The sequence below is a fragment of the Roseomonas sp. SRI_022 genome, from assembly GCF_057586215.1.
Genome location: NZ_JBYCZL010000007.1, coordinates 131511 through 152038 on the forward strand (window position 1 = coordinate 131511; position 20528 = coordinate 152038).

Annotated in this window: 20 protein-coding genes; 19 read left to right on the plus strand and 1 reads right to left on the minus strand. The window is 70.8% G+C overall.

Features of this window, described 5'->3' with window-relative positions; translation table 11 throughout:
* Positions 1-11 precede the first annotated feature (11 nt).
* The gene (locus AC2YHJ_RS09085; RefSeq protein WP_487395490.1) at positions 12-1616 is read right to left on the minus strand and encodes an alkaline phosphatase D family protein; all 1605 of its coding nucleotides are present in this window, start codon (positions 1614-1616) and stop codon (positions 12-14) included.
* 136 nt (positions 1617-1752) lie between these two features.
* Here AC2YHJ_RS09085 and AC2YHJ_RS09090 point away from each other — a divergent pair, with 136 nt between their 5' ends.
* From AC2YHJ_RS09090 to AC2YHJ_RS09180, 19 genes are all read left to right on the plus strand, one after another.
* Positions 1753-2727, plus strand: a complete 975-nt coding sequence (locus AC2YHJ_RS09090; protein ID WP_487395491.1) for a Bug family tripartite tricarboxylate transporter substrate binding protein — start codon at positions 1753-1755, stop codon at positions 2725-2727.
* A gap of 177 nt (positions 2728-2904) precedes the next feature.
* Positions 2905-3684 (plus strand): 30S ribosomal protein S2, encoded by a 780-nt coding sequence (gene rpsB / locus AC2YHJ_RS09095; protein ID WP_487395492.1) that lies wholly within the window; start codon positions 2905-2907, stop codon positions 3682-3684.
* A gap of 68 nt (positions 3685-3752) precedes the next feature.
* Complete coding sequence (tsf, locus tag AC2YHJ_RS09100) at positions 3753-4691, plus strand: translation elongation factor Ts (protein ID WP_487395493.1); 939 nt, start codon at positions 3753-3755, stop codon at positions 4689-4691.
* 134 nt (positions 4692-4825) lie between these two features.
* The gene (gene corA / locus AC2YHJ_RS09105) at positions 4826-5809 is read left to right on the plus strand and encodes a magnesium/cobalt transporter CorA (RefSeq protein ID WP_487395495.1); all 984 of its coding nucleotides are present in this window, start codon (positions 4826-4828) and stop codon (positions 5807-5809) included.
* Positions 5810-5983: 174 nt separating this feature from the next.
* Complete coding sequence (pyrH, locus tag AC2YHJ_RS09110; protein ID WP_487395496.1) at positions 5984-6709, plus strand: UMP kinase; 726 nt, start codon at positions 5984-5986, stop codon at positions 6707-6709.
* A gap of 13 nt (positions 6710-6722) precedes the next feature.
* On the plus strand, positions 6723-7289 hold the full coding sequence (gene frr, locus AC2YHJ_RS09115; protein WP_487395498.1) for a ribosome recycling factor: 567 nt from the start codon (positions 6723-6725) through the stop codon (positions 7287-7289).
* An 82-nt stretch (positions 7290-7371) separates the two neighbouring features.
* Positions 7372-8115, plus strand: a complete 744-nt coding sequence (gene uppS, locus AC2YHJ_RS09120; RefSeq protein ID WP_487395499.1) for a polyprenyl diphosphate synthase — start codon at positions 7372-7374, stop codon at positions 8113-8115.
* 71 nt (positions 8116-8186) lie between these two features.
* Positions 8187-8969, plus strand: a complete 783-nt coding sequence (locus AC2YHJ_RS09125; RefSeq protein WP_487395500.1) for a phosphatidate cytidylyltransferase — start codon at positions 8187-8189, stop codon at positions 8967-8969.
* Positions 8966-10147 (plus strand): 1-deoxy-D-xylulose-5-phosphate reductoisomerase, encoded by a 1182-nt coding sequence (dxr, locus tag AC2YHJ_RS09130; RefSeq protein ID WP_487395616.1) that lies wholly within the window; start codon positions 8966-8968, stop codon positions 10145-10147. Before AC2YHJ_RS09125 ends, dxr begins: the two co-directional genes overlap by 4 nt.
* A gap of 30 nt (positions 10148-10177) precedes the next feature.
* A complete protein-coding gene (gene rseP, locus AC2YHJ_RS09135) occupies positions 10178-11281 on the plus strand; it encodes an RIP metalloprotease RseP (RefSeq protein WP_487395501.1) in 1104 nt (367 codons plus the stop codon).
* Positions 11282-11626: 345 nt separating this feature from the next.
* Positions 11627-13858, plus strand: coding sequence for an outer membrane protein assembly factor BamA (gene bamA / locus AC2YHJ_RS09140; protein ID WP_487395503.1), 2232 nt, complete (start codon positions 11627-11629; stop codon positions 13856-13858).
* A gap of 18 nt (positions 13859-13876) precedes the next feature.
* Complete coding sequence (locus tag AC2YHJ_RS09145; RefSeq protein ID WP_487395504.1) at positions 13877-14650, plus strand: OmpH/Skp family outer membrane protein; 774 nt, start codon at positions 13877-13879, stop codon at positions 14648-14650.
* 6 nt (positions 14651-14656) lie between these two features.
* The gene (gene lpxD / locus AC2YHJ_RS09150) at positions 14657-15700 is read left to right on the plus strand and encodes a UDP-3-O-(3-hydroxymyristoyl)glucosamine N-acyltransferase (protein ID WP_487395506.1); all 1044 of its coding nucleotides are present in this window, start codon (positions 14657-14659) and stop codon (positions 15698-15700) included.
* Positions 15697-16179, plus strand: coding sequence for a 3-hydroxyacyl-ACP dehydratase FabZ (fabZ, locus tag AC2YHJ_RS09155; protein ID WP_487395508.1), 483 nt, complete (start codon positions 15697-15699; stop codon positions 16177-16179). The genes lpxD and fabZ overlap by 4 nt, the downstream gene beginning before the upstream one ends.
* A gap of 4 nt (positions 16180-16183) precedes the next feature.
* Positions 16184-17005, plus strand: a complete 822-nt coding sequence (gene lpxA / locus AC2YHJ_RS09160) for an acyl-ACP--UDP-N-acetylglucosamine O-acyltransferase (RefSeq protein WP_487395509.1) — start codon at positions 16184-16186, stop codon at positions 17003-17005.
* 11 nt (positions 17006-17016) lie between these two features.
* Positions 17017-17868 carry an LpxI family protein gene (locus AC2YHJ_RS09165; RefSeq protein ID WP_487395510.1) on the plus strand — a complete coding sequence of 284 codons (852 nt, stop codon included), beginning with the start codon at positions 17017-17019 and terminating at the stop codon, positions 17866-17868.
* Positions 17865-18260, plus strand: a complete 396-nt coding sequence (gloA, locus tag AC2YHJ_RS09170; protein ID WP_487395511.1) for a lactoylglutathione lyase — start codon at positions 17865-17867, stop codon at positions 18258-18260. Before AC2YHJ_RS09165 ends, gloA begins: the two co-directional genes overlap by 4 nt.
* Before the next feature lie 13 nt (positions 18261-18273).
* The gene (locus AC2YHJ_RS09175) at positions 18274-19662 is read left to right on the plus strand and encodes a YcjX family protein (RefSeq protein ID WP_487395512.1); all 1389 of its coding nucleotides are present in this window, start codon (positions 18274-18276) and stop codon (positions 19660-19662) included.
* Positions 19659-20522, plus strand: a complete 864-nt coding sequence (locus tag AC2YHJ_RS09180; protein WP_487395514.1) for a DUF697 domain-containing protein — start codon at positions 19659-19661, stop codon at positions 20520-20522. The genes AC2YHJ_RS09175 and AC2YHJ_RS09180 overlap by 4 nt, the downstream gene beginning before the upstream one ends.
* Positions 20523-20528 lie beyond the last annotated feature (6 nt).

Here is a 20528-nt window from a genome sequence, read left to right on the forward strand (position 1 = left end):
GCCGGCGCGGCTCAGCTGCGCTGGATCGCCGCCCGTCCGTTCTCGACCACGAAGCGCGCGGCGGTCTGTCGCGGCGCGCCTTCGCGCGTCACGAAGGGCAGGGCGACATACTCGGTGGTCATCCGATCCGCCGTCGCCTCGCTGACGCAGTATCCGCGCCGAGCATTGTAGAGCGTGATGTCGGGGTTGCGGCGCAGCGTCTCCTCGCCGCCGGGCGTCATCTCCGCCCCGTCGCCCTCGCTGGTGATCGAGGTTGCGGTGAATTCGACGGCGAGCGGCGCGCTTTCCGCATCCTCCGGCCGCCGGCGGATCGTGGCGGCCAGCGCGACGTGCACATCGCCCGACAGCACGACGGGATTGGGCGTGCGGCGCTCGGCGATGCCGTCGAGGATGCGCTGCCGCGCGGCCGGGTAGGCATCCCATTTGTCCATGGCGATGCCGCCGCCACGCAGCAGCCGGCGCATCATCGGCACCTGCTGGGCGAGGATGTTCCACCGCCCTGGGCTGTTGGCGAGCCCGTCCAGCAGCCAGGCCTCCTGCGCGCGCCCGAGCATCTGCGCATCGGGCCGCGCCACCTCGGCGCAAGGCGGGCCGTTGCGGTCGCCGCAGGGCTGGTCGTCGCGGAACTGGCGCGTGTCCAGCACGTTCACCCGCGCCAGCGTGCCGAAGTCGAGCCGGCGATAGGCGGTGATGTCCGGCCCGCGCGGGATGGCCGCGCGGCGCACGGGCATGTGCTCGTACCAGGCCTGGAAGGCGGCGGCCTTGCGCAGGGCGAAGACCTCCGGCGGCACGGCGATGGGGTGGCGGCCGGTGCCGTCCTTCTCGCTGTGGATGCCGGCCCAGTTGTTCTCCACCTCGTGGTCGTCATAGCTCGGCAGGAAGGGGTGAGCCGCATGCGCGGCCTGCAGGTCCAGGTCGGTGCGGTATTGCGCGTAGCGCAGGCGGTAGTCGGCGAGGCTCATCGTCTCCTCGCCGATGTGCTGACGCACCCGCGACCCCCAGCCCGGCTGGCCCGGGACGCGGCCGCGATACTCATAGATGTAGTCGCCATAGTGGAAGACGAAGTCGAGATCCGCTTCCTCGGCGATATGCGCCCAGGCGGTGAAGTGCCCGTGCTCGTAATGTTGGCAGCCGGCGCTGACGAAGCGCAGCCGGGCAGGGGTGGCGCCGGCGGCCGGCGCGGTGCGGGCGCGGCCGACGCGGCTCGTCTCGTTGCCCACGCGGAAGCGGTAGAAATAGGGGCGCCCGGGGGCGAGGCCGGCGACCTCGGCATGCACGGCATGGGCGAGTTCCGGCCGGGCGATGGCGGTGCCGTTTGCGGCGATGCGGGCGAAGGGGCGGTCCTCCGCGACCTCCCAGGTCACGGCCATGGGTGCCCGGGCCATGCCGCCATCCGGCGTCAGGGGCTCCGGCGCCAGCCGTGTCCAGATCACGAAGCCATCGGGGGCCGGATCGCCGCTCGAGACGCCGAGGGTGAAGGGGTAGGACCGGAACACCGGCTGCGCGAGGACCTGCCGTGCTGCCGGGGCCGTCGCCGCCAGTGCCGCGAGGCCGGTCGCCCCGCGCAGCAGCCCGCGGCGCGACAGGTCAAGGATGTGGCGAATCGTGCTGTCCATGCGGCCTGTCCCCTGCGGCACCCCCAAGTGCCGGCATGGCGCGGATGCTGCGCGAGACCGTCGCGCCGCGCCAGGGGGGCTTCCGATGCCGGGCGGAACCTGCCCAGACTGCGCGTGACGACGGAGGAACGAACCAATGAGGGCTACCCGCCGCGCGGCGCTTGCCGCGCCCGTGCTGTTGTTCGCGCCACGCCTCGCCCGTGCCGCCTTCCCCGAGCGGCCGGTGCGGATCGTGGTGCCATTCGCGGCGGGCACCTCCTCCGACCTCCAGGCACGGATGATCGGGGAACGCATGGCGGCGAGCCTCGGCCAGCCGGTGGTGGTGGAGAACCGAGCAGGTGCGGGTGGGACGCTCGGCGCCGATGCGGTAGCGAAATCCGCGCCCGACGGCCACATGCTGCTGCTCGGGTCGAATGGGCCGCTGACCAATGCGCCGGTGCTGCAGGCGCGGCTGGCCTACGACCCGGCCAGGGACTTCGCCGCCGTCGCGATGATCAGCCGCAGCCCGCTGACCCTGACCGTGCGCGCCGACAGCGCCTGGCGGTCGGTCGCGGACGTCCTGGCCGCCGCCCGTGCCGAGCCGGGCCGCATCGCCATCGGGTCATCGGGTCAGGGGAGTGCGACGCATTTCCTGATCGAGCAGGTCATGGCCGCGACCGGGGTGCGCTTCACCCATGTGCCCTATCGCGGATCCTCGGTGTCGGTGCCGGACGTCATCGCGGGCAACATCCCGCTGGTGATGGCCGAGGTCTCGACCGTGCTGCCGACCGCGCAGGGTGGTCAGACACGCATCCTGGCGATGAGCTCGGCGGGGCGCATGCCCATCGCGCCCCAGGTGCCGACGCTGATCGAAAGCGGCGTGGACCTGACCGGGGGGTCCTGGGCGGGGCTGGTGGGCGCGGCGGGCACGCCGGCCCCGGTGCTGGCGGCGCTTGCTGCGGCAGTGCGGGCGGGCCTCGCCAACCCGGCCTATCGCGAGCGCCAGGCGCAGCTCGGGGCGGAGATTGTTGCTGATGGCGAGCAATCTCCCGAGGGCTTCGCTGCCTGGCTGGAGCGGGAACGGGCGTCGATCCGCGCCACCGCGGACCGGGCCGGCATTCGCCCCGAATAGCCCTCGGGGCTTGCCGCGGGGGGCGGTTTCGGCCATATGGCGCCGGCCGGACGGGGTTCGCCCCGCCCGGTAATCCGCACGCGGTGCGCCCTTCCCATATCAGGCAGGGTCCGGTCCCCGGCAACGGGGGATGCACCGCGGAGGCTCAACCGGACTATTTGGAAGGAGGCTCGCCCCATGGCGATGCGCGAAGTCACCCTGCGTGCCCTGCTCGAGGCAGGCGTTCATTTCGGCCACCACACGCGGCGCTGGAACCCGCGGATGGCGCCCTACATCTTCGGCGTCCGCAACCAGGTCCACATCCTCGACCTGCAGCAGACCGTGCCGATGATGGAGCGCGCGCTGAAGGCCGTGCGCGACACCGTCGCCGCCGGCGGCCGCGTGCTGTTCGTCGGCACCAAGAAGGCCGCGGCCGACTACGTGGCGGAATCCGCGACCCGCTGCGGCCAGTACTACGTCAACCATCGCTGGCTCGGCGGCATGCTGACCAACTGGAAGACGATCACGGGCTCGATCAAGCGTCTGAAGCAGATGGACGAGCGTCTGGGTGGCGACACCGCCGGCCTGACGAAGAAGGAAGTCCTGATGCTGACCCGCGACAAGGAAAAGCTTGATCGCGCGCTGGGCGGCATCAAGGAGATGGGCGGCCTGCCCGACATCATCTTCGTGATCGACACGGTGAAGGAGAAGCTGGCGATCGAGGAAGCCAACAAGCTTGGCATCCCCGTCATCGCCGTGGTCGATTCCAACGCCGATCCCGCGGGCGTGACCTTCCCGATTCCGGGCAATGACGACGCGATCCGCGCCATCACGCTCTATTGCGACATGATCGCCTCCGCGGTGCTGGATGGCATCTCGGCCGAGATGCAGGCCTCGGGCGTCGATATCGGCGGTGCCGAGGAACTCGCCCCCGAGGTGCTGCCGGAAGCGCCGGTCGAGGCGCAGCCGCAGGCCTGAACCTGATTTGCCGGGGCCCGCGAGGCCCCGGTTTTCTTCTTCCCACCTGGCAACCACGGAGTTTTCCGATGGCCGAGATCACTGCGGCAATGGTCCGCGACCTGCGCGAGAAGACCGGCGCGGGCATGATGGACTGCAAGAAGGCGCTCGTCGAAACCAACGGCGACATGGAGGCCGCGATCGACTGGCTCCGCAAGAAGGGCCTGTCCGCCGCCGCCAAGAAGTCCGGCCGCGTCGCGGCGGAAGGGCTGGTGGCGGTTGCCTCCGCCCCGCGCACCGCGGCGATGGTCGAGGTCAACGCCGAGACCGACTTCGTCGCCCGCAACGAGCACTTTCAGAACTTCTGCGCGGCGGTGGCCGAACTCGCCCTGACGGTCGGCGACGACATCGAGGCGCTGAAGGCAGCCCGCTATCCGGGGTCCGTGGACCTGGTCGAGGGCGGCAAGTCCTTCCGCACGGTGGGCGAGCAGCTGACGCATCTGATCGCCACGATCGGCGAGAACATGTCGATCCGCCGCGCGAAGCGCCTGCATGTGGCGGAAGGCACCGTCGCCACCTATGTCCATTCCGCGGTGAAGCCGGGCATGGGCAAGATCGGCGTCCTGGTCGCGCTGGAAGGCGCTTCCGAGGAAGCGGTGATGGAGACGCTCGGCCGCCAGATCGGCATGCATGTCGCCGCCGCCCGCCCCGAGGCGCTCGATGTCTCCTTCGTGGAGCCCTCCGCGCTCGAGCGCGAGAAGGCGGTGCTGACCGAGCAGGCCAAGGCGTCCGGCAAGCCCGAGGCGGTCATCCAGAAGATGGTCGAGGGCCGCATCCGCAAGTACTACGAGGAAGTGGTGCTGCTGGAGCAGGTCTGGGTGCATGACGGTGAGAGCCGCGTGAAGGCCGTGGTCGAGAAGGCGGGCTCCAAGCTCACCGGCTTCGCCCGCTACCAGCTCGGCGAGGGCATCGAGAAGCAGGCTTCGGACTTCGCGGCCGAAGTCGCCGCGGCCGCCGGCCAGGGCTGATCCGACCGGCCCATCGGGCCAGGATCTGTGGGAACGGGCAGGCGCGCCATCGCCTGCCCGTTTCGCGTTTGTGGTCGTGGCGCCGAGCCGGGCCGTGGTGGTAGCCTTCGCCCCCGGGGGAAATGGAGGCCGCCATGGGATCGGTGGTCGGCAGCGCCGTCTATCAATCGGGCCGTCGCGTCGAGGATGTCGAGATCGAACGGCTCGACCTCGCCTGCGAAGCCGTGGCGCCGGAGCCCGGCCGCTTCGTCTGGATCGGCCTCTACGAACCTGATGAGGAAGTACTGGCCAAGGTGCAGCGCCGCTTCGGGCTGCACGACCTTGCCATCGAGGACGCGCACAACGCGCATCAGCGCCCCAAGCTCGAAGCCTATGGCGATTCGCTGTTCGTCGTGCTGCGCACGGTGCAACTGGTGGAAGGGCATGTCCGCTTCGGCGAGACTCACATCTTCGCGGGCGGCGGCTATGTCGTGACCGTGCGCCACGGCTCCTCGGTCTCCTATGCCGAGGTGCGCGGGCGCTGCGAGCGCACGCCGCGCATGCTCGCGCTGGGGGAGATCTTCGTCGTCTATTCGGTGATGGATTTCATCGTCGACAACTACTTCCCGGTGCTCCACGCGCTGGAAGCCGAGATCGACGAGCTTGAGGACCGTGTCTTCAAGCAGGCCACCACACGTGCCGATGTCGAGCGCATCTATGAGCTGCGCCATGAATTGATGACCATCCGCCGCGCGATCCATCCGCTCGGGGAGGTCTGCACCCGGATGATGCGCTTCGACACGCCGATGATCGAGGAACGCGTCCAGCCGTATTTCCGTGATGTGCAGGACCATGTGCTGCGCGTGGTCGAGGCGGTAGACAGCCTGCGCGAGCTGCTGACCTCGGCGCTGGAGGCGAATGCGCTGTTCGCTTCCCTGCGGCAGAACGAGGATATGCGCCGCTTCGCCGGCTGGGCGGCCATCCTCGCCGTGCCGACGGCGGTGGCGGGTATCTACGGCATGAATTTCGAGGACATGCCCGAGCTGAAGCAGCCCTGGGGCTATCCGCTCGTGCTCGGCATCATCATCACGGTCTGCGTCGTGCTGTACTGGCGATTCAAGCGCGCGGGCTGGCTGTGACCGCGGACGCGCGGGCCGCCGCCTATTGTCCCGGCCCGGCGCCTATGGCAAAGGCGACGCGCCCATGGCGAAGGCGGAACCGCGCAGCGACGCCGCCGGCCCGGCCGCCTTGCCGGTGCCACAAGGCCTGACTACCCTCCACCACCCTTCGATACCCGGGGATACCGCCACTCCATGGCTTCGCCGAACTACAAGCGCGTCCTGCTCAAGGTTTCCGGCGAGGCCCTGATGGGCGCGCGCGACTATGGCCTCGACACCGCCGTCTGCCGCCGGATCGCGGAGGACGTGAAGGGTGTCGTCGACCTCGGCGTCGAAGTCTGCCTGGTGATCGGCGGCGGCAACATCTTCCGCGGCGTCGCCGGTGCCGCCACCGGGATGGACCGCGCCCAGGCCGATTCGATCGGCATGCTGGCGACCGTGATGAACGCGCTCGCGATGCAGGCTGCGCTCGAGAAGGTGGGTGTCGCGACGCGCGTGCAATCCGCCATCCCGATGCAGTCGGTCTGCGAGCCCTTCATCCGCCGCCGGGCCGTGCGCCACATGGAAAAGGGCCGCGTGGTGATCTTCGCCGCCGGCACCGGCAATCCCTTCTTCACCACGGACACCGCCGCGGCGCTGCGCGCGGCGGAGATGGGCTGCGACGCGCTGCTCAAGGGCACGCAGGTCGATGGCGTCTATTCCGCCGACCCGCGCAAGAACCCGAAGGCCGAGCGCTACGTCTCGCTGACCTATCTGGACATGCTGGCGCGCGACCTTGCGGTGATGGATGCGGCGGCGATCAGCCTGGCGCGTGAGAACCACCTGCCGATCATCGTCTTCAACATCCACGAGCCTGGCGCCTTCACCGCGGTGATGAAGGGCGAGGGCCGCTTCACCACTGTCCACGAGAATCCGAACTGAGGGAGCCGCGCCCATGCCAGCAGATTTCAATGCCCTGAAGCAGGACCTGGCGCGCCGGATGGATGGCGCGATGGAGACGCTGAAGAAGGAATTCCAGGGCCTGCGCACCGGCCGTGCCAGTCCCGCGCTGCTGGAGCCGATCCGCGTCGAGGCCTATGGCTCCGTCACGCCGCTGAACCAGGTGGCGAACATCTCGGTCGCCGGCCCGGGCCTGCTGTCGGTCCAGGTGTGGGACAAGGCAGTGACCAAGGCGGTCGAATCCGCGATCCGGGAGGCCAATCTCGGCCTCAACCCGCAGGCCGAGGGCCAGGTCATCCGCGTGCCGCTGCCGCCGCTGACTGCCGAGCGCCGCAACGACCTCGTCAAGGCGGCCGCGCGCTATGCCGAGCAGACCCGCGTCGCGATCCGCGGCGTGCGCCGCGACGGGATGGAGCAGGTCAAGGGCTGGGACAAGAAGCACGAGGTCAGCGAGGACGAGGCCAAGCAGGCCGAGGGCGAGATCCAGAAGCTGACCGACCAGTATGTGAAGCAGGTGGACGCCGCGCTGGCCGACAAGGAAAAGGACATCCGGACGGTCTGAGGATCACCGGCGCGGAAGGGGCGGAAGGAAGCGAGGTGCGGTTGAGCCTGGTCAGGGCGCGTCGCGAGGGGGCAGGGGCGGCATGAGCGCCGTCACTGGTCCCGCACGCGCGGCCGCGGGCCCGGCCGAGCCGCCCGCCCATGTCGCCATCATCATGGACGGCAATCGCCGCTGGGCGCAGGCCCGCGGGCTGCCGGCCGCGCTCGGCCACAAGGCCGGGGCCGAGGCCGTCCGCCGCACCATCGAGGCCGCCGCCGATCAGGGCATCGGCTGGCTGACCCTGTTCGCCTTTTCCTCGGAGAACTGGCGCCGGCCGCTCGAGGAGGTCTCGGCCCTGACCGGGCTGCTGCGGCTGTACCTGCGTGCCGAGGTGGCGAGCCTGGTCAAGGAAGGCATCCGGCTGCGCGTGATCGGCGACTATGAGCGCTTCGGGCCGGAGATGATGCGTTCGATCCGCGCCGCCGAGGAGGCCACGGCCGGGGGTACGCGGCTCAACCTCAATGTCGCGCTGTCCTACGGCGCGCGGGATGAGATCCTTGCCGCGGCGCGGGCTGCCGCGCGCGCGGTGGCGGAAGGCCGCCTCGCGCCCGGGGCCATCGACGAGGCGACCTTCGGCGGCTTCCTCCAGACCGCCGGCGTCCCGGATCCGGACCTGATCATCCGCACCTCGGGCGAGCAGCGGCTGTCGAACTTCCTGCTCTGGCAGGCGGCCTATGCCGAGTTCGTCTTCCAGGAGGTGCTGTGGCCCGACTACGGCGCGGGGCATCTGGCCGAGGCCGTGGCGGCCTATGTCCGTCGCGAGCGCCGCTACGGGGCACGGCCCTGAACGGGGCCGTTGCCCTGGCGGCGGAGCCGAAGCGCTGGAGGGACCTTCGCAAGCGCTTCCTCTCCGCGCTCGTGCTCGGACCGACCGCGCTCGCCTGCATCTGGCTGGGCTCCGAGCCCTGGACGATGCTGGTCGCCATTGCCGCGGCGCTGCTGTCCTGGGAATGGGTGCATCTCTGCGGATACCGGACGCGGGCGCTGCCGGGGCTGGCGGTGCCGGTCGCGGTGTTCGCGGCGGGCACGCTGGCGGTGGCGGAACAGCCGCGTGCGGCGCTGGTGCTGCTGGTTGCGCTCTGGGTGGTGGCCTGGTGGACGGCTGATCGCGGCCGCGATGTGGATGGGCGCGGCCAGCCGGCCGGCTGGCTGGCGGCGGGCGTGCTCTATGTCGGGCTGGCCGGCATCGCGCTGATCGAACTGCGTCACGACAATGCGGCCGGGCAGGCCAATGTGCTATTCTTGTTCCTCGTGGTCTGGGCATCGGATATCGGGGCCTACATGGCCGGACGGATGGTCGGCGGGCCGAAGCTCGCGGCTGGGGTCTCACCGAACAAGACCTGGTCGGGGGCGGTCGGCGGCCTTGCCGCGGCGATGCTGGTGGGCGTCGCGACGGCGATGCTGCTTGCGCCGGGCGGGGCGGGGCGGGCGGCTGCGGTGGCTGCCATGCTGGGCGTCATGGCGCAGGCGGGCGACCTGCTGGAATCCTGGATCAAGCGGCGTTTCGACGTGAAGGACAGTTCCGCCCTGATCCCCGGCCATGGCGGGTTGCTCGACCGGCTGGACGGCGTGCTGGCGGCAGCGCCGGTGGCCGCGTTGCTTGCCATGGCACTGGGCCAGGGGCAGCCGCTGTGGCGCTGACCCGCAGCGTCACCATCCTCGGCAGCACGGGTTCGGTTGGCCGCAGCACCGTTGCCCTGCTCGAGGAAGCGCCCGCCGGCGCCTTCCGGGTCGAGGCGCTGGTCGCCAACCGCGACGTGGCCGGGTTGGCCGCCCAGGCGCGGCGGCTTGGTGCGCGCCTTGCGGTGGTTGCCGACCCCGCCTGGTACGAGGCCCTGCGTGACGCCCTGGCCGGATCGGGCATCGAGGCCGCGGCCGGCCCCGAGGCGGTGGTCGCCGCCGCTTCGCGCCCGGTGGACTGGACCATGGCGGCGATCGTGGGTGCGGCCGGGCTGCCAGCGATCCTCGCCGCCCTGTCGCGCGGCGGCGTGCTGGCGCTGGCCAACAAGGAAAGCCTCGTCTGCGCCGGGGAGATCGTGCTGGCGACTGCACGCGCCGCCGGGGCGACGCTGCTGCCGGTCGATTCCGAGCACAACGCCATCTTCCAGGCGCTCGAGGCCCGCGGCGGCGCGGCCGATCCCTTCGCGACGGTCGAGAAGATCGTGCTGACCGCCTCGGGCGGGCCCTGCCGCACCATGTCGATGGCGGAGATGGCGGCCGTCACGCCGGAAGCCGCGGTGCGCCACCCGGTCTGGTCGATGGGGGCGAAGATCTCGATCGATTCCGCCACCATGATGAACAAGGGGCTGGAGCTGATCGAGGCTGTCCGCCTATTTCCGGTGCCGGAGGAACGGGTGGAGGTGCTGGTCCACCCGCAATCGACCGTGCATGGCCTGGTGCAATACGCGGATGGCTCGGTCGTCGCGCAACTCGGCACGCCGGACATGCGCACGCCGATCGCTCATGCGCTGGCCTGGCCGGCGCGCATGCCGGTCTCGGTGCCGCGGCTCGACCTCGTGGCCCTGGGGCGGCTGGAGTTCTTCGCCCCGGACCCTGAACGCTTCCCCGCGCTGCGGTTGGCGAGAGAGGCCTTGCGGGCGGGCGGCGGGGCAACCACCATATTGAACGCCGCGAACGAGGCGGCGGTCGGGCTGTTCCTCGCCCGCCGGCTCGGCTTCCTGGACATCGCCGCGGTGGTGGAGGAGACGCTGGCCCGTCTCGGCGCGCCGGCGGTGGCGGATCTTGCCGCCATCCTGGCGCTGGACGGTGCGGCGCGTGTCGAGGCGGCGAGGATCGCCGCGGAACGGGCGGCGGCCTGACGGGCCGTCGCGCAACCGGAAACGGACCCTATGGAATTCCTGCCTGAGCCCTTCCGCACCATCCTCTCCTTCGCCGTGGTGCTCGGCGTGCTGATCTTCGTGCATGAGCTGGGCCACTACCTGGCCGCGCGTTGGCGCGGGGTGCATGTCGAACGCTTCTCGATCGGCTTCGGCCGCGCGGTGTGGACGCGCACCGATAAGCGTGGCTGCGAATGGCGGGTCGGCTGGATCCCGCTCGGCGGCTACGTGAAGATGCATGGAATGGAGCATGCGGGGGAGGCCGAGGCCGAGCCCGGCGCCACCTATCGTCCCGGCGAGGCCTTCCACGAGAAGAGCGTGGGCGACCGCGCCATCGTCGTCGCCGCCGGGCCGATCTTCAATTTCCTGCTGGCGGCAGTGCTGTTCGCCGGCATCTTCGCCACGGTGGGGCGGCCGGTCGGCTCGACGGCGGTGCAGACGGTGGTCGCCGGTTCCGCGGCCGAGCGCGCCGGCCTGCAACCAGGCGACCGCATCCTGGCGCTGGATGGCGAGAGGGTTGCCCGCTTCGACGAATTGCAGCGCCATATCCAGCCGCGCGCCGGCCAGCCGGTCGAGGTGCTGGTCCGCCGTGGCGACAGCGAGATGAAGATCGTCGCCACCCCGGCCGCGCGGGCCGAGGACGGGCGCGGCATGCTCGGCATCACCGGCGGCGCGATCGAGCGCGAGCGGCTGGACCCGTTCACCGCGGTTGCGGCGGGCACCTGGCACATGGTCGTGGTGTCCGGCCAGACGCTGCAGGGCGTGTGGCAGATGATCAGCGGCTCGCGCGGGGCGGAGGAGATCGGCGGCCCGCTGCGCATCGCGCAGATGTCGGGTGAGGTCGCGGAGATGGGGGTGCTCTCCCTCCTCACGTTCATTGCGCTGCTTTCAATCAACCTGGCGCTGATCAACCTGTTCCCCATCCCGATCTTGGATGGCGGCCATCTGCTGTTCTATGCGGCCGAGGCGCTGCGCGGCAGGCCGCTGACGGCACGGGCGCAGGAATACGCCTTCCGTGGCGGCTTCGCGCTGCTGGCGACGCTGATGATCCTCGCCACCTGGAACGACCTGACGCAACTCGGCGTGGTGCGCTGGGTGACGTCGCTGATGGGCTGAGATCCGCTCGTCCCTCAGACGGCGGGCGCGGCCCATCCGGGCCGCTTGCCTTCGCGAAGTGCCGCGGCGCCCCGGGAGGCGCTGGTGGCTTGGGCGCGGCCGCGATCCGGATTGGGGGGTGCCCGGCGCCGGCGTAGCGCCCCCCGCCTTTTCGGCCCGCCTGCCTTGTTGCTGCCGCGAAGGGGCGCCAAGGGGTGACGGCGGGCAGGCACCTCGGGTAGTGTCCGCCCCCTCCGACCGCCCCCAAGATCAGGTGCCGATTCGTTGACCAGGCTGCGCACCCTCCTCCTCGTCCTCGCCGCGTTGATCGTGGCGCTCCCTTCCTCGGCGCAGGCGCCCGGACGCGTGACCGCGATCGAGGTGCAGGGCAACCAGCGCATCGAAGCGGACACGATCCGATCCTACATGCTGGTGCAGCCGGGTGAGCCGGCCGACCCGGACCGGCTCGACCGCAGCCTGCGCGCGCTGTTCGCGACAGGACTGTTCCGCGACGTCGTGATCCGCCCCGAAGGCAGCCGCGTCATCGTTCAGGTGGTCGAGAACCCGATCATCAACCGCGTCGGATTCGAGGGTAATCGCCGCATCACCAGCGACGTGCTGCGCAACGAGGTGCAACTGCGCGCGCGTGGCGTCTTCACCCCCGCCGCCGCGCAGACGGAACGCCTGCGCATCCTCGAGATCTACGCCCGCCGCGGCCGCTTCGGCGCGACGGTCGAGCCCAAGGTCATCGAACTGGACCAGAACCGCGTTGATGTCGTCTTCGAGATCAACGAGGGCGAGGTCGCGCTGGTGGCGCGCATCAACTTCGTCGGCAACGCGGATTATTCCGACAGCCGGCTCAAGGAAGTCATCGCGACGCGCGAGCAGGCCTGGTACCGGCTGCTCTCGACCTCGGACACCTACGATCCCGACCGTCTCACCTTCGATCGCGAATTGCTGCGCCGCTTCTACCTGCGCCAGGGCTACGCCGATGTGCAGATCACCGGCGCGACGGCGGAACTCGCCCCGGACCGCAGCGGCTTCTTCCTGACCTATACGATCGACGAGGGGCCGCGCTACCGCATCGGCGACGTGCAGGTGACCAGCACGCTGCGTGGCCTCGATCCCGCGACGGTGCAGCGGGAAATCCCGATCTCGACCGGCGAGTGGTATGACGGCGATGCGGTGGACCGTGCCGATACGCTGCTGACCGACCTGCTCGCGGCGCGCGGCTTTCCCTTCGCCAATGTCGAGCCCCGCGTCGTCCGCAACCGGGAGGACCGCCGCGTCGACCTGACTTTCGAGGTGAGCGAGGGTCCGCGCGCCTTCGTCGAGCGCATCGAGATCAACGGCAATACCCGCACCCAGGACCGCGTGATCCGCCGCGAGTTCCGCCTGGCCGAAGGCGACCCGCTGGTGACCCAGCAGGTGCGCCGTTCGCGTGAACGCATCCGCAGCCTCGGCTTCTTCTCGGATGTGCAGATCAACTCGACGCCGGGCAGCGCCTCGGACCGCGTGATCCTGAACACCCAGGTGACCGAGCGGGCGACGGGCGAATTCACCCTCGGCGGCGGCTACTCGACGGATGCCGGCTTCCTTGCCGATATCGGCCTGCGCGAGCGCAACCTGCTCGGGACCGGCGTCGATGCGCGCGCCAACCTGACGCTGGCGCAGAAGCGCAGCCAGGTGGACATCTCGGTGACCGACCCGCAGTTCCTCGAGCGCAATCTCGCCGCGGGCGCCGACGTCTTCCTCGTGCAGCGCAACCTGCAATCCACCTCGGGCTACAATGAACGCCGCGCCGGCTTCGTCCTGCGCATGGGTTACGAGATCAACGAGCGGCTGCGCCAGACCTGGTCCTACTCGCTGGTCGATCGCGACCTGTATGACATCGACCCGAACACCTCGCGCTTCATCCAGGAACAGGCTGGCTCGACGCTCCTGAGCCAGGCCTCGACGACCATCACCTATGACCGCCGCGACAGCCGCATCGAACCGCGCGATGGCTATGTCGTCCGCACGGGTGCCGACCTCGCGGGCATCGGCGGCGACGTCTACTACGTGCGTCTGCGCGGCGACGGGCAGTACTACATCCCCTTCGAGCGCATGCTGGGCGATCCGGACTATGTGCTGGTCTTCGCCGCCGGCGGCGGCTGGCTGCTGCCCTACAATGGCGGCGACAGCCGCATCGTGGACCGCTTCTTCCTTGGCGGCGAGAACCTGCGCGGCTTCGCCCTCGGCGGCGCCGGCCCGCGCGACGTCTCGACCAACGACGCCCTCGGCGGCCAGGTCATCTGGACGACCTCGGCGGAGTTCCGCTTCCCGCTGCCGCTGCCTTCGGAACTCGGCTTCGTCGGGCGCGTCTTCGTCGATGTCGGCGGCAACTACGGCCTGCCGACCAACGTGAACAACTCGGGCTGCCCGAGCACTCTGCCGAACTGCGTGCGGGACGACGCCGATCCGCGCGTCGGCATCGGCTTCGGCATTTCCTGGCGCAGCCCGATCGGCCTCATCAACATCGACCTCGCCCAGGCCGTGGTGAAGAAGTCCTACGACGAGACGCAGGTCTTCCGCCTCGGCTTCGGCACCCGTTTCTGATCCGGGATACCATCTGATATGGCACGTACCCTTCCGGCCGTCCTTGCGGCCATGCTCCTGGCCCTTCCGGCCGCCGCGCAGCAGCAGAACCAGCAGTGGTTCGTGCCCGGCCAGCCGCAGGGCGGACAGCAGGGCCAGCAGCCCCCGCGGCCGGCACAGCAGGGCCAGCGCCCCGCCCAGGCGCCCGCGCAGCGCCCGGCGCAGGTGCCGCCTCCGCTCGCCGCCGGCCAGCCGCCGCCCGCGCCGGTCATCGGCATCGTCGATGTGCCCGAGATCCAGCGCGTATCCTCCGCCTTCACCCAGGTGCGCGAGGCGATCGAGCAGCGTCGCGGCCGGCTGAACGAGGACCTGCAGCGCGAGCAGGCGCGCTGGCGCGACGAGCAGCAGCGCCTCGCCAATGACCGCGCCACGCTGGCACCGGAGCAGTTGCGCACGCGCGAGCGCGACCTGCAGGACCGCATCACCGACAGCCAGCGCGTGCTGCGCGAACGCGCCCGCGACATCGAGCAGCTCGCCCAGACGGCGCTGCGCGAGATCGAGCAGGCGCTCGGCATCGTCATCCGCCAAGTGGCCTCGGGCCGCGGGGTGAACATTGTGCTGCCGCGCCCGCTGGTGATCTTCAACGAGCCGCCCTTCGACCTGACCGAGGAAGTCGCGGCGCAGCTCAACCGCATGATCCCCAACGTGACCCTGCCGGCCGAGGCAGGCGAAGCCCCGGCACAGCCCGCCCAGCGCCCGGCGCAGGCGCGCCCCGGCGCGACGCCGCCGGCCCAGGGCCAGCGGCGGAACTGACAGGCCATGGGCGCGGATCCGCGCTTCTTTCCTGCGCGCGGGCCGATCGCCCTGGCGGATATCGCCGCGGCGGCCGGCGTCGCGCTCACGGATGGTGGCGACCGGCTGTTCGACGATGTTGCGCCGCTGGCCGAAGCCGGGGAGCGGGAGATCGCCTTCCTGGAAGGGCGCCGCATGCTGCCGGCGTTGCGGGACACGCGCGCCGGCGCCGTGCTGGTCGCGGCCGCGGCGGCGAAGGACGTTCCGGCCGGCTGCGTCGCGCTGGTGACCGAGACACCGCAGCTCGCTTATGCGCGGGTCGCCGCCCTGTTCCATCCGCAGCCCGCGCCGGTGGCCGGCATCCACCCGACGGCCGTGGTCGCACCCGACGCGCGCATCGGCGAAGGCACCGAGGTCGGCCCGCATGCCGTGATCGGCGCCGGGGCCGAGATCGGGCCGGGATGCATCATCGGTCCCCAGGCGGTGGTGGGGGCGGGCTGCGTGCTCGGCGCCGGATCTGTGCTGCGGGCGCAGGCCTCGATGGAATTCTGCGTCGCCGGGGCCGGGGTAGTGCTGCACCAGGGCGCGCGCGTCGGCAATGAGGGCTACGGTTTCGTCACCACCGGGTCGGGGGAGCATGTGACCGTGCCGCAGCTCGGCCGGGTCATCCTTGGCGATGGGGTGGAGATCGGGGCGAATTCCTGCGTCGATCGCGGCGCGGCCGGGGATACCGTGCTGGGGCCGGGGACGCGCCTCGACAACCTCGTGCAGATTGGACACAACGTGAAGGCGGGGCGCGGTTGCGTTATCGTCGCCCAGGCTGGCATCGCCGGTTCCGCCGAACTCGGCGACTTTGTCGTGGTCGCGGCTCAGGCGGGGCTCGTGGGACACATCAAGGTGGGCGCCCAGGCACGCATCGGGGCGCAAGCGGGCGTGATGAATGACGTGCCGGCCGCGACCGACGTCGTCGGCAGCCCGGCTTGGCCTGCGCGTGAGACGCTGCGCGCTTTCGCCCGGCTTCGGCAATTGGCGGCAACCAAAAGGGACGGGACATCGGGCGGGACGCCATGACCAGCGAGAACGACAAGACGGCGGCGCAGCCGCGCGTGATCGAGGCCTTCGACATCGGGCAGATCATGAGCGCCATCCCCCACCGCTATCCCATGCTGCTGGTGGACCGGGTGGTGGACATGGTGCTGGGCGAATCCTGCACCGGCATCAAGAACGTCACCATCAACGAGAACTTCTTCCAGGGCCACTTCCCGTCCATGCCGGTGATGCCGGGCGTGTTGATCATCGAGTCCATGGCGCAGACCGCGGCGGTGCTGGTGGTTACGACGCTCGGGCCGGCCTGGCAGGGCAAGCTGGTGTATTTCATGACCGTCGAGAACGCGAAGTTCCGCAAGCCCGTGGTGCCCGGCGACCAGATGCGGGTCGAGGTCGTGAAGCAGCGCCAGCGCGGCAACATCTGGAAGTTCTCCGCCGAGGCCAAGGTGGACGGCAAGGTGGTCGCCGAGGCGACCTATGCCGCCATGATCCTGGATCGCTGATCGCATGACACAGATTCACCCCACCGCGGCGGTCGCCCCCGGCGCCGTCATCGGCGAGGGCTGCACCATCGGCCCGGCCTGCGTGGTCGGCCCGGACGTGGTGCTCGGGGCCGGCGTCGAGCTGATTTCCCACGTCGTCGTGGATGGGCACACACGCCTTGGCGCAGGCGTGAAGGTCTTCCCCTTCGCGACCATCGGCATGGCGCCACAGGACCTGAAGTACAAGGGTGAGCCGACGCGCTGCGAGATCGGCGCGCGCACCCTGGTGCGCGAGCATGCGACGATCCATCGCGGCAGTGTCGGCGGCCACGGTGTCACGACCGTCGGCGCGGACTGCATGATCATGGCGGTCGCCCATGTCGCGCATGACTGCACGCTGGCCGACCGCGTCATCCTCGCGAACAACGTCATGCTCGGCGGGCATGTGGAGATCGGCGACACCGTCTTCGTCGGCGGCGGCACGGCGATCCACCAGTTCGTGCGCATCGGCCGGCAGGCCGTGATCGGCGGCATGTCGGGCGTCGAGGCCGATGTGATTCCCTATGGCTCCGCCATGGGCAACCGGGCGCGGATGATCGGGCTGAACCTGATCGGGCTGAAGCGGCGTGGCTTCAGCCGGCCGCAGATCCATGCGCTGCGTGGCCTCTTCCGCCTGCTGTTCAAGGAACCGGGTGTATTCAGCGAACGGCTGGATGCCGCGGGCACGCGTTGGCCGGATGACGCGCAGGTCGCCGAGATCCTCGCCTTCATCAAGGCCCCGTCCAGGCGCGGCCTGTGCAAGGCGGGCCGCGACGCCGACGCTGGCAACGAGGACGACGAAGCCTGAGCGCCGCCGCCATGGGCGCGGCCGGACCCCTGGGCATCATCGCGGGCGGCGGCGGCCTTCCGCTGCGCGTCGCCGAGGCGGTGGCGGCTTCGGGCCGAGGCGTGGTGGTGGCCGTGCTCGACGGGCATGGCGATGCCGAGGCCTTTGCGGCCTACCCGTCCCAGGCCTTCCGCTGGGGCCTCGCGGCGCAGCTGCTCGCCTGGCTGAAGGACCATGGCGTGCGGCAGGTCGTGCTGGCCGGCACGGTTGCCCGGCCATCCCTGCTGTCCCTGCGGCCTGATGCGGCCGGGGTGAAGCTGCTGGCGCGGATCGGCCGTGCCGCCTTCACCGGCGATGATTCGATCCTGCGCGCGGTGATGAAGGTCCTCGCCGAGGATGGCTTCGAGGTGATCGGCGCGCAGGAGGTGCTGGCCGGCCTGCTGCCGCCCGCCGCGCTGCTGGCCGGGCCGGCGCCCGACGACCTGGCCCGCGCCGACATCCAGCGCGGCATCGCGGTGTGCCGGGCGCTCGGCTCGGTCGATGTCGGGCAGGGCTGCGTGGTGCAACAGGGATTGGTGCTGGCGGCCGAGGCGATCGAGGGCACCGACGCCATGCTGGCGCGCGCCGGCGCGCTGCGCCGCGAGGGGCTGGGCGGCGTTTTGGTGAAATGCGTCAAGCCCGGCCAGTCCCGCCTTGCCGATCTGCCGACCCTCGGTCCACGCACGGTCGATGGCGCCTTGGCGGCTGGGCTGCGTGGCTTGGCCTTCGAGGCCAACGGCACCATCCTTCTGGATCGCGAAACCACCATCGCCCGGGCGGCGGCGGCAGGGCTGTTCCTGCTCGCCTTCGATCCGGCGGACTTCACGGAAGGAACGACAGCATGAGCCAGGGCCGCTTCCTGCACACGATGATCCGCGTCGGGAACCTCGACCGCAGCGTCAAGTTCTACACCGACCTGCTCGGCATGAAGGAACTGCGCCGCCGCGACGTGCCCGACGGCAAGTACACGCTTGCCTTCCTCGGCTATGGCGAAGGCAATGCCGAAGGGCAGGGCGAGATCGAGCTGACCTACAACTACGGCGTCGAGAAGTATGAGCAGGGCAACGCCTTCGGCCATCTCGCCGTCGGCGTGCCGGATGTGGCCGGGGCCTGCGAGAAGGTCCGCACCGGCGGCGGCAAGGTGACGCGTGAGGCCGGGCCGGTGAAGTTTGGCACCACGATCATCGCCTTCGTCGAGGACCCCGACGGCTACAAGATCGAACTGATCCAGCGCTGAGGCCCATGCGGGCATGGACCCGCTCGCCCTGATCCGCGGCGTCCTCGACACCACCGAGGACGCTGCCCGCGCGCTGGTCGGCCGCGAGCGCATCCGGCTCGCGGTCACCGGCCTGTCGCGGGCCGGCAAGACCGTTTTCCTGACCTCGCTGATCGCGAACCTGCTCGCCGCGGGGCGCGGCGCGCGGACGCTGCCGGCGCTGGCGGATGCCACTGGCGGGCGCATCCGCCGCGTCGCGATCGTGCCGGCCGGCACCGAAACCGTGCCGCGCTTCGATCCCGATGCGCATCTCGCCGCGCTGGCCGCCGATCCGCCGCGCTGGCCAGAGCGGACGGAGGATTTCTCCACCCTGTCCATCGCCATCGATGTCGAGCGGCGCACCTCCCTGGGCGGGCTGCTGCCGGAACGGCGGTTGACGCTCGACCTGATCGACTATCCCGGCGAGTGGCTGCTCGATCTGCCGATGCTGCGCCTCGACTATGCCGCGTGGTCGGCCGAGACGCTCACGCGCATGCGCCACGGTGCGCGGGCCGAGGCGGCGCGCGACTTCCTCGCCTTCATCGATGCCCTGCCCGGCGATGCCGCGGCCGAGGATGCGCTGGCGAAGCGTGGCCACACGCTGTACCGCGACGCGCTGCGCGAGTGCCGCGATACGCATGGCCTGCGCTTTCTGCAGCCCGGCCGCTTCCTCAATCCCGGCCCGCGCGGGGATGCGCCGCTGCTGTGGTTCTTTCCGCTGCCCGAGGCCGCGCATGGCGGACTCGCCGCGTTGTGTGCGCGACGCTACGGCGCTTATCTCGACGATCAGCGCAGCGCCTTCCTCGATCCCTTCTTCACACGGTTCCACCGCCAGGTCGTGCTGGTGGACGTGCTCGGCGCGCTGCATGCGGGGCAGGAGGCCTTCGAGGACACCGCCGAGGCGCTGGCGGCCGTTGCGTCCGTCGTGTCGGGCGGCAACTGGCTGGAACGCTTGCTCGGCGCCGCGCCGACCCGCGTCGCCTTCGCCGCGACCAAGGCGGACCACGTGCCCTCCCGCGCGCGGGACGCGCTGGCGGCACTGCTGGAGCACATCGCGCTCGGCGCGCGTGGCCGGGCCGAGGCTTCGGGGGCAACGACATCCTGCCACGCCATCGCGGCTATCCGCTGCACCGAGGATGCGGTGGCGACGCTGGAAGGCCAGGCACTCGCCGCCGTGCGCGGCATCCTTTTGAACGAGGGCCGTGGCGCCACCATCTATCCGGGCGAGGTGCCGATGAAACCGCCCGAACCCGCCTTCTGGCAGTCCGGATTCTTCCGGATGCCGGAGTTCCGACCGCCCCGGCTGGACCCCGCCGGCAATTCCGGCGTGCCGCATCTTGGGGTGGATGGCCTGCTGGCTTGGTTGTTGGGGGATGCGCTGTGAGCGCCGGTCCGCCGCCCCGCGTGATCCTGGAGGAGCCGGCCGGCGCGGCGCAGCGCCTCGACTTCGGGTGGGATGCGGCGGTGGCTGTCGCGCCGCCGGTCGCGCGCGGCTGGTCGTCGCTCGGTCTCGCCGGGCTCGGCATCGCCGTGCTGGTCATCGGGTTTGCGCTGCTGGAGGCCGGCAACTTCGTCGCGGCGCAGTTCGCGCAGGCGGTCTGGCTCGGCTGGGTGACGCTTGCCGTCGCCGTCGCCGGCTTCGGGCTGCTGTTCGCCGCGATCGGGCGGGAGCTGCGCGGCTATCTCGCCCTTGGCGAGGTCGATAGGGCGCGCGCGGCACACGCGCGTGGCGATGTTGCGGCCCTTCGCGCCGAATTGCTGGCGTGGCAGGCGCGCCTTCCGGCGGGTCGGGCACGGGCCGAGGGCATCGACGACATGCCGATGGATGCCGCCTGCGCGCTGGTCGAGGCGACGAGCCTCGCGCCCATCGCCCGGGATGCGGAAGCCTTGGGCCGGGCCGCGGCGGTGCAGGCCTTCGCGATGACGGCGATCAGCCCGTCGCCGGCGCTCGACGTCCTGGTCTTCGGCTGGCGTGGCATCCGGCTGGTGCGGCAGGTGGCCGCGCTGCACGGGCTGCGTCCGGGCGTTGCCGGCACGGTGGCGTTGCTGCGCCGCGTCGCGATGGATGCGGCGACCGTAGCAGCCACCGACGTGGCGATGGAGGCGATGCTGCGCGGCGTGCTCAGCAGCCGCATCGCCGAACATGTCGCCGGCGAGGCCGCGGCGGGCGCCGTGGCGGCGCGGCGGATGATCCTGCTGGCGCGCGCGACGGATGAGGCGTGCCGGGTGCTGCCGCGGTCGTAGCGGCGT

Coding starts and splice junctions, on each gene's coding strand:
- frr (WP_487395498.1), top strand. CDS start 6,723: ATGCCAGCAGATTTCAATGCCCTGAAGCAGGACCTGGCGCGCCGGATG.
- AC2YHJ_RS09145 (WP_487395504.1), top strand. CDS start 13,877: ATGGCACGTACCCTTCCGGCCGTCCTTGCGGCCATGCTCCTGGCCCTT.
- tsf (WP_487395493.1), top strand. CDS start 3,753: ATGGCCGAGATCACTGCGGCAATGGTCCGCGACCTGCGCGAGAAGACC.
- AC2YHJ_RS09165 (WP_487395510.1), top strand. CDS start 17,017: ATGGGCGCGGCCGGACCCCTGGGCATCATCGCGGGCGGCGGCGGCCTT.
- AC2YHJ_RS09175 (WP_487395512.1), top strand. CDS start 18,274: ATGGACCCGCTCGCCCTGATCCGCGGCGTCCTCGACACCACCGAGGAC.
- pyrH (WP_487395496.1), top strand. CDS start 5,984: ATGGCTTCGCCGAACTACAAGCGCGTCCTGCTCAAGGTTTCCGGCGAG.
- lpxD (WP_487395506.1), top strand. CDS start 14,657: ATGGGCGCGGATCCGCGCTTCTTTCCTGCGCGCGGGCCGATCGCCCTG.
- rpsB (WP_487395492.1), top strand. CDS start 2,905: ATGGCGATGCGCGAAGTCACCCTGCGTGCCCTGCTCGAGGCAGGCGTT.
- rseP (WP_487395501.1), top strand. CDS start 10,178: ATGGAATTCCTGCCTGAGCCCTTCCGCACCATCCTCTCCTTCGCCGTG.
- lpxA (WP_487395509.1), top strand. CDS start 16,184: ATGACACAGATTCACCCCACCGCGGCGGTCGCCCCCGGCGCCGTCATC.
- gloA (WP_487395511.1), top strand. CDS start 17,865: ATGAGCCAGGGCCGCTTCCTGCACACGATGATCCGCGTCGGGAACCTC.
- AC2YHJ_RS09090 (WP_487395491.1), top strand. CDS start 1,753: ATGAGGGCTACCCGCCGCGCGGCGCTTGCCGCGCCCGTGCTGTTGTTC.
- corA (WP_487395495.1), top strand. CDS start 4,826: ATGGGATCGGTGGTCGGCAGCGCCGTCTATCAATCGGGCCGTCGCGTC.
- uppS (WP_487395499.1), top strand. CDS start 7,372: ATGAGCGCCGTCACTGGTCCCGCACGCGCGGCCGCGGGCCCGGCCGAG.
- fabZ (WP_487395508.1), top strand. CDS start 15,697: ATGACCAGCGAGAACGACAAGACGGCGGCGCAGCCGCGCGTGATCGAG.
- AC2YHJ_RS09085 (WP_487395490.1), bottom strand. CDS start 1,616: ATGGACAGCACGATTCGCCACATCCTTGACCTGTCGCGCCGCGGGCTG.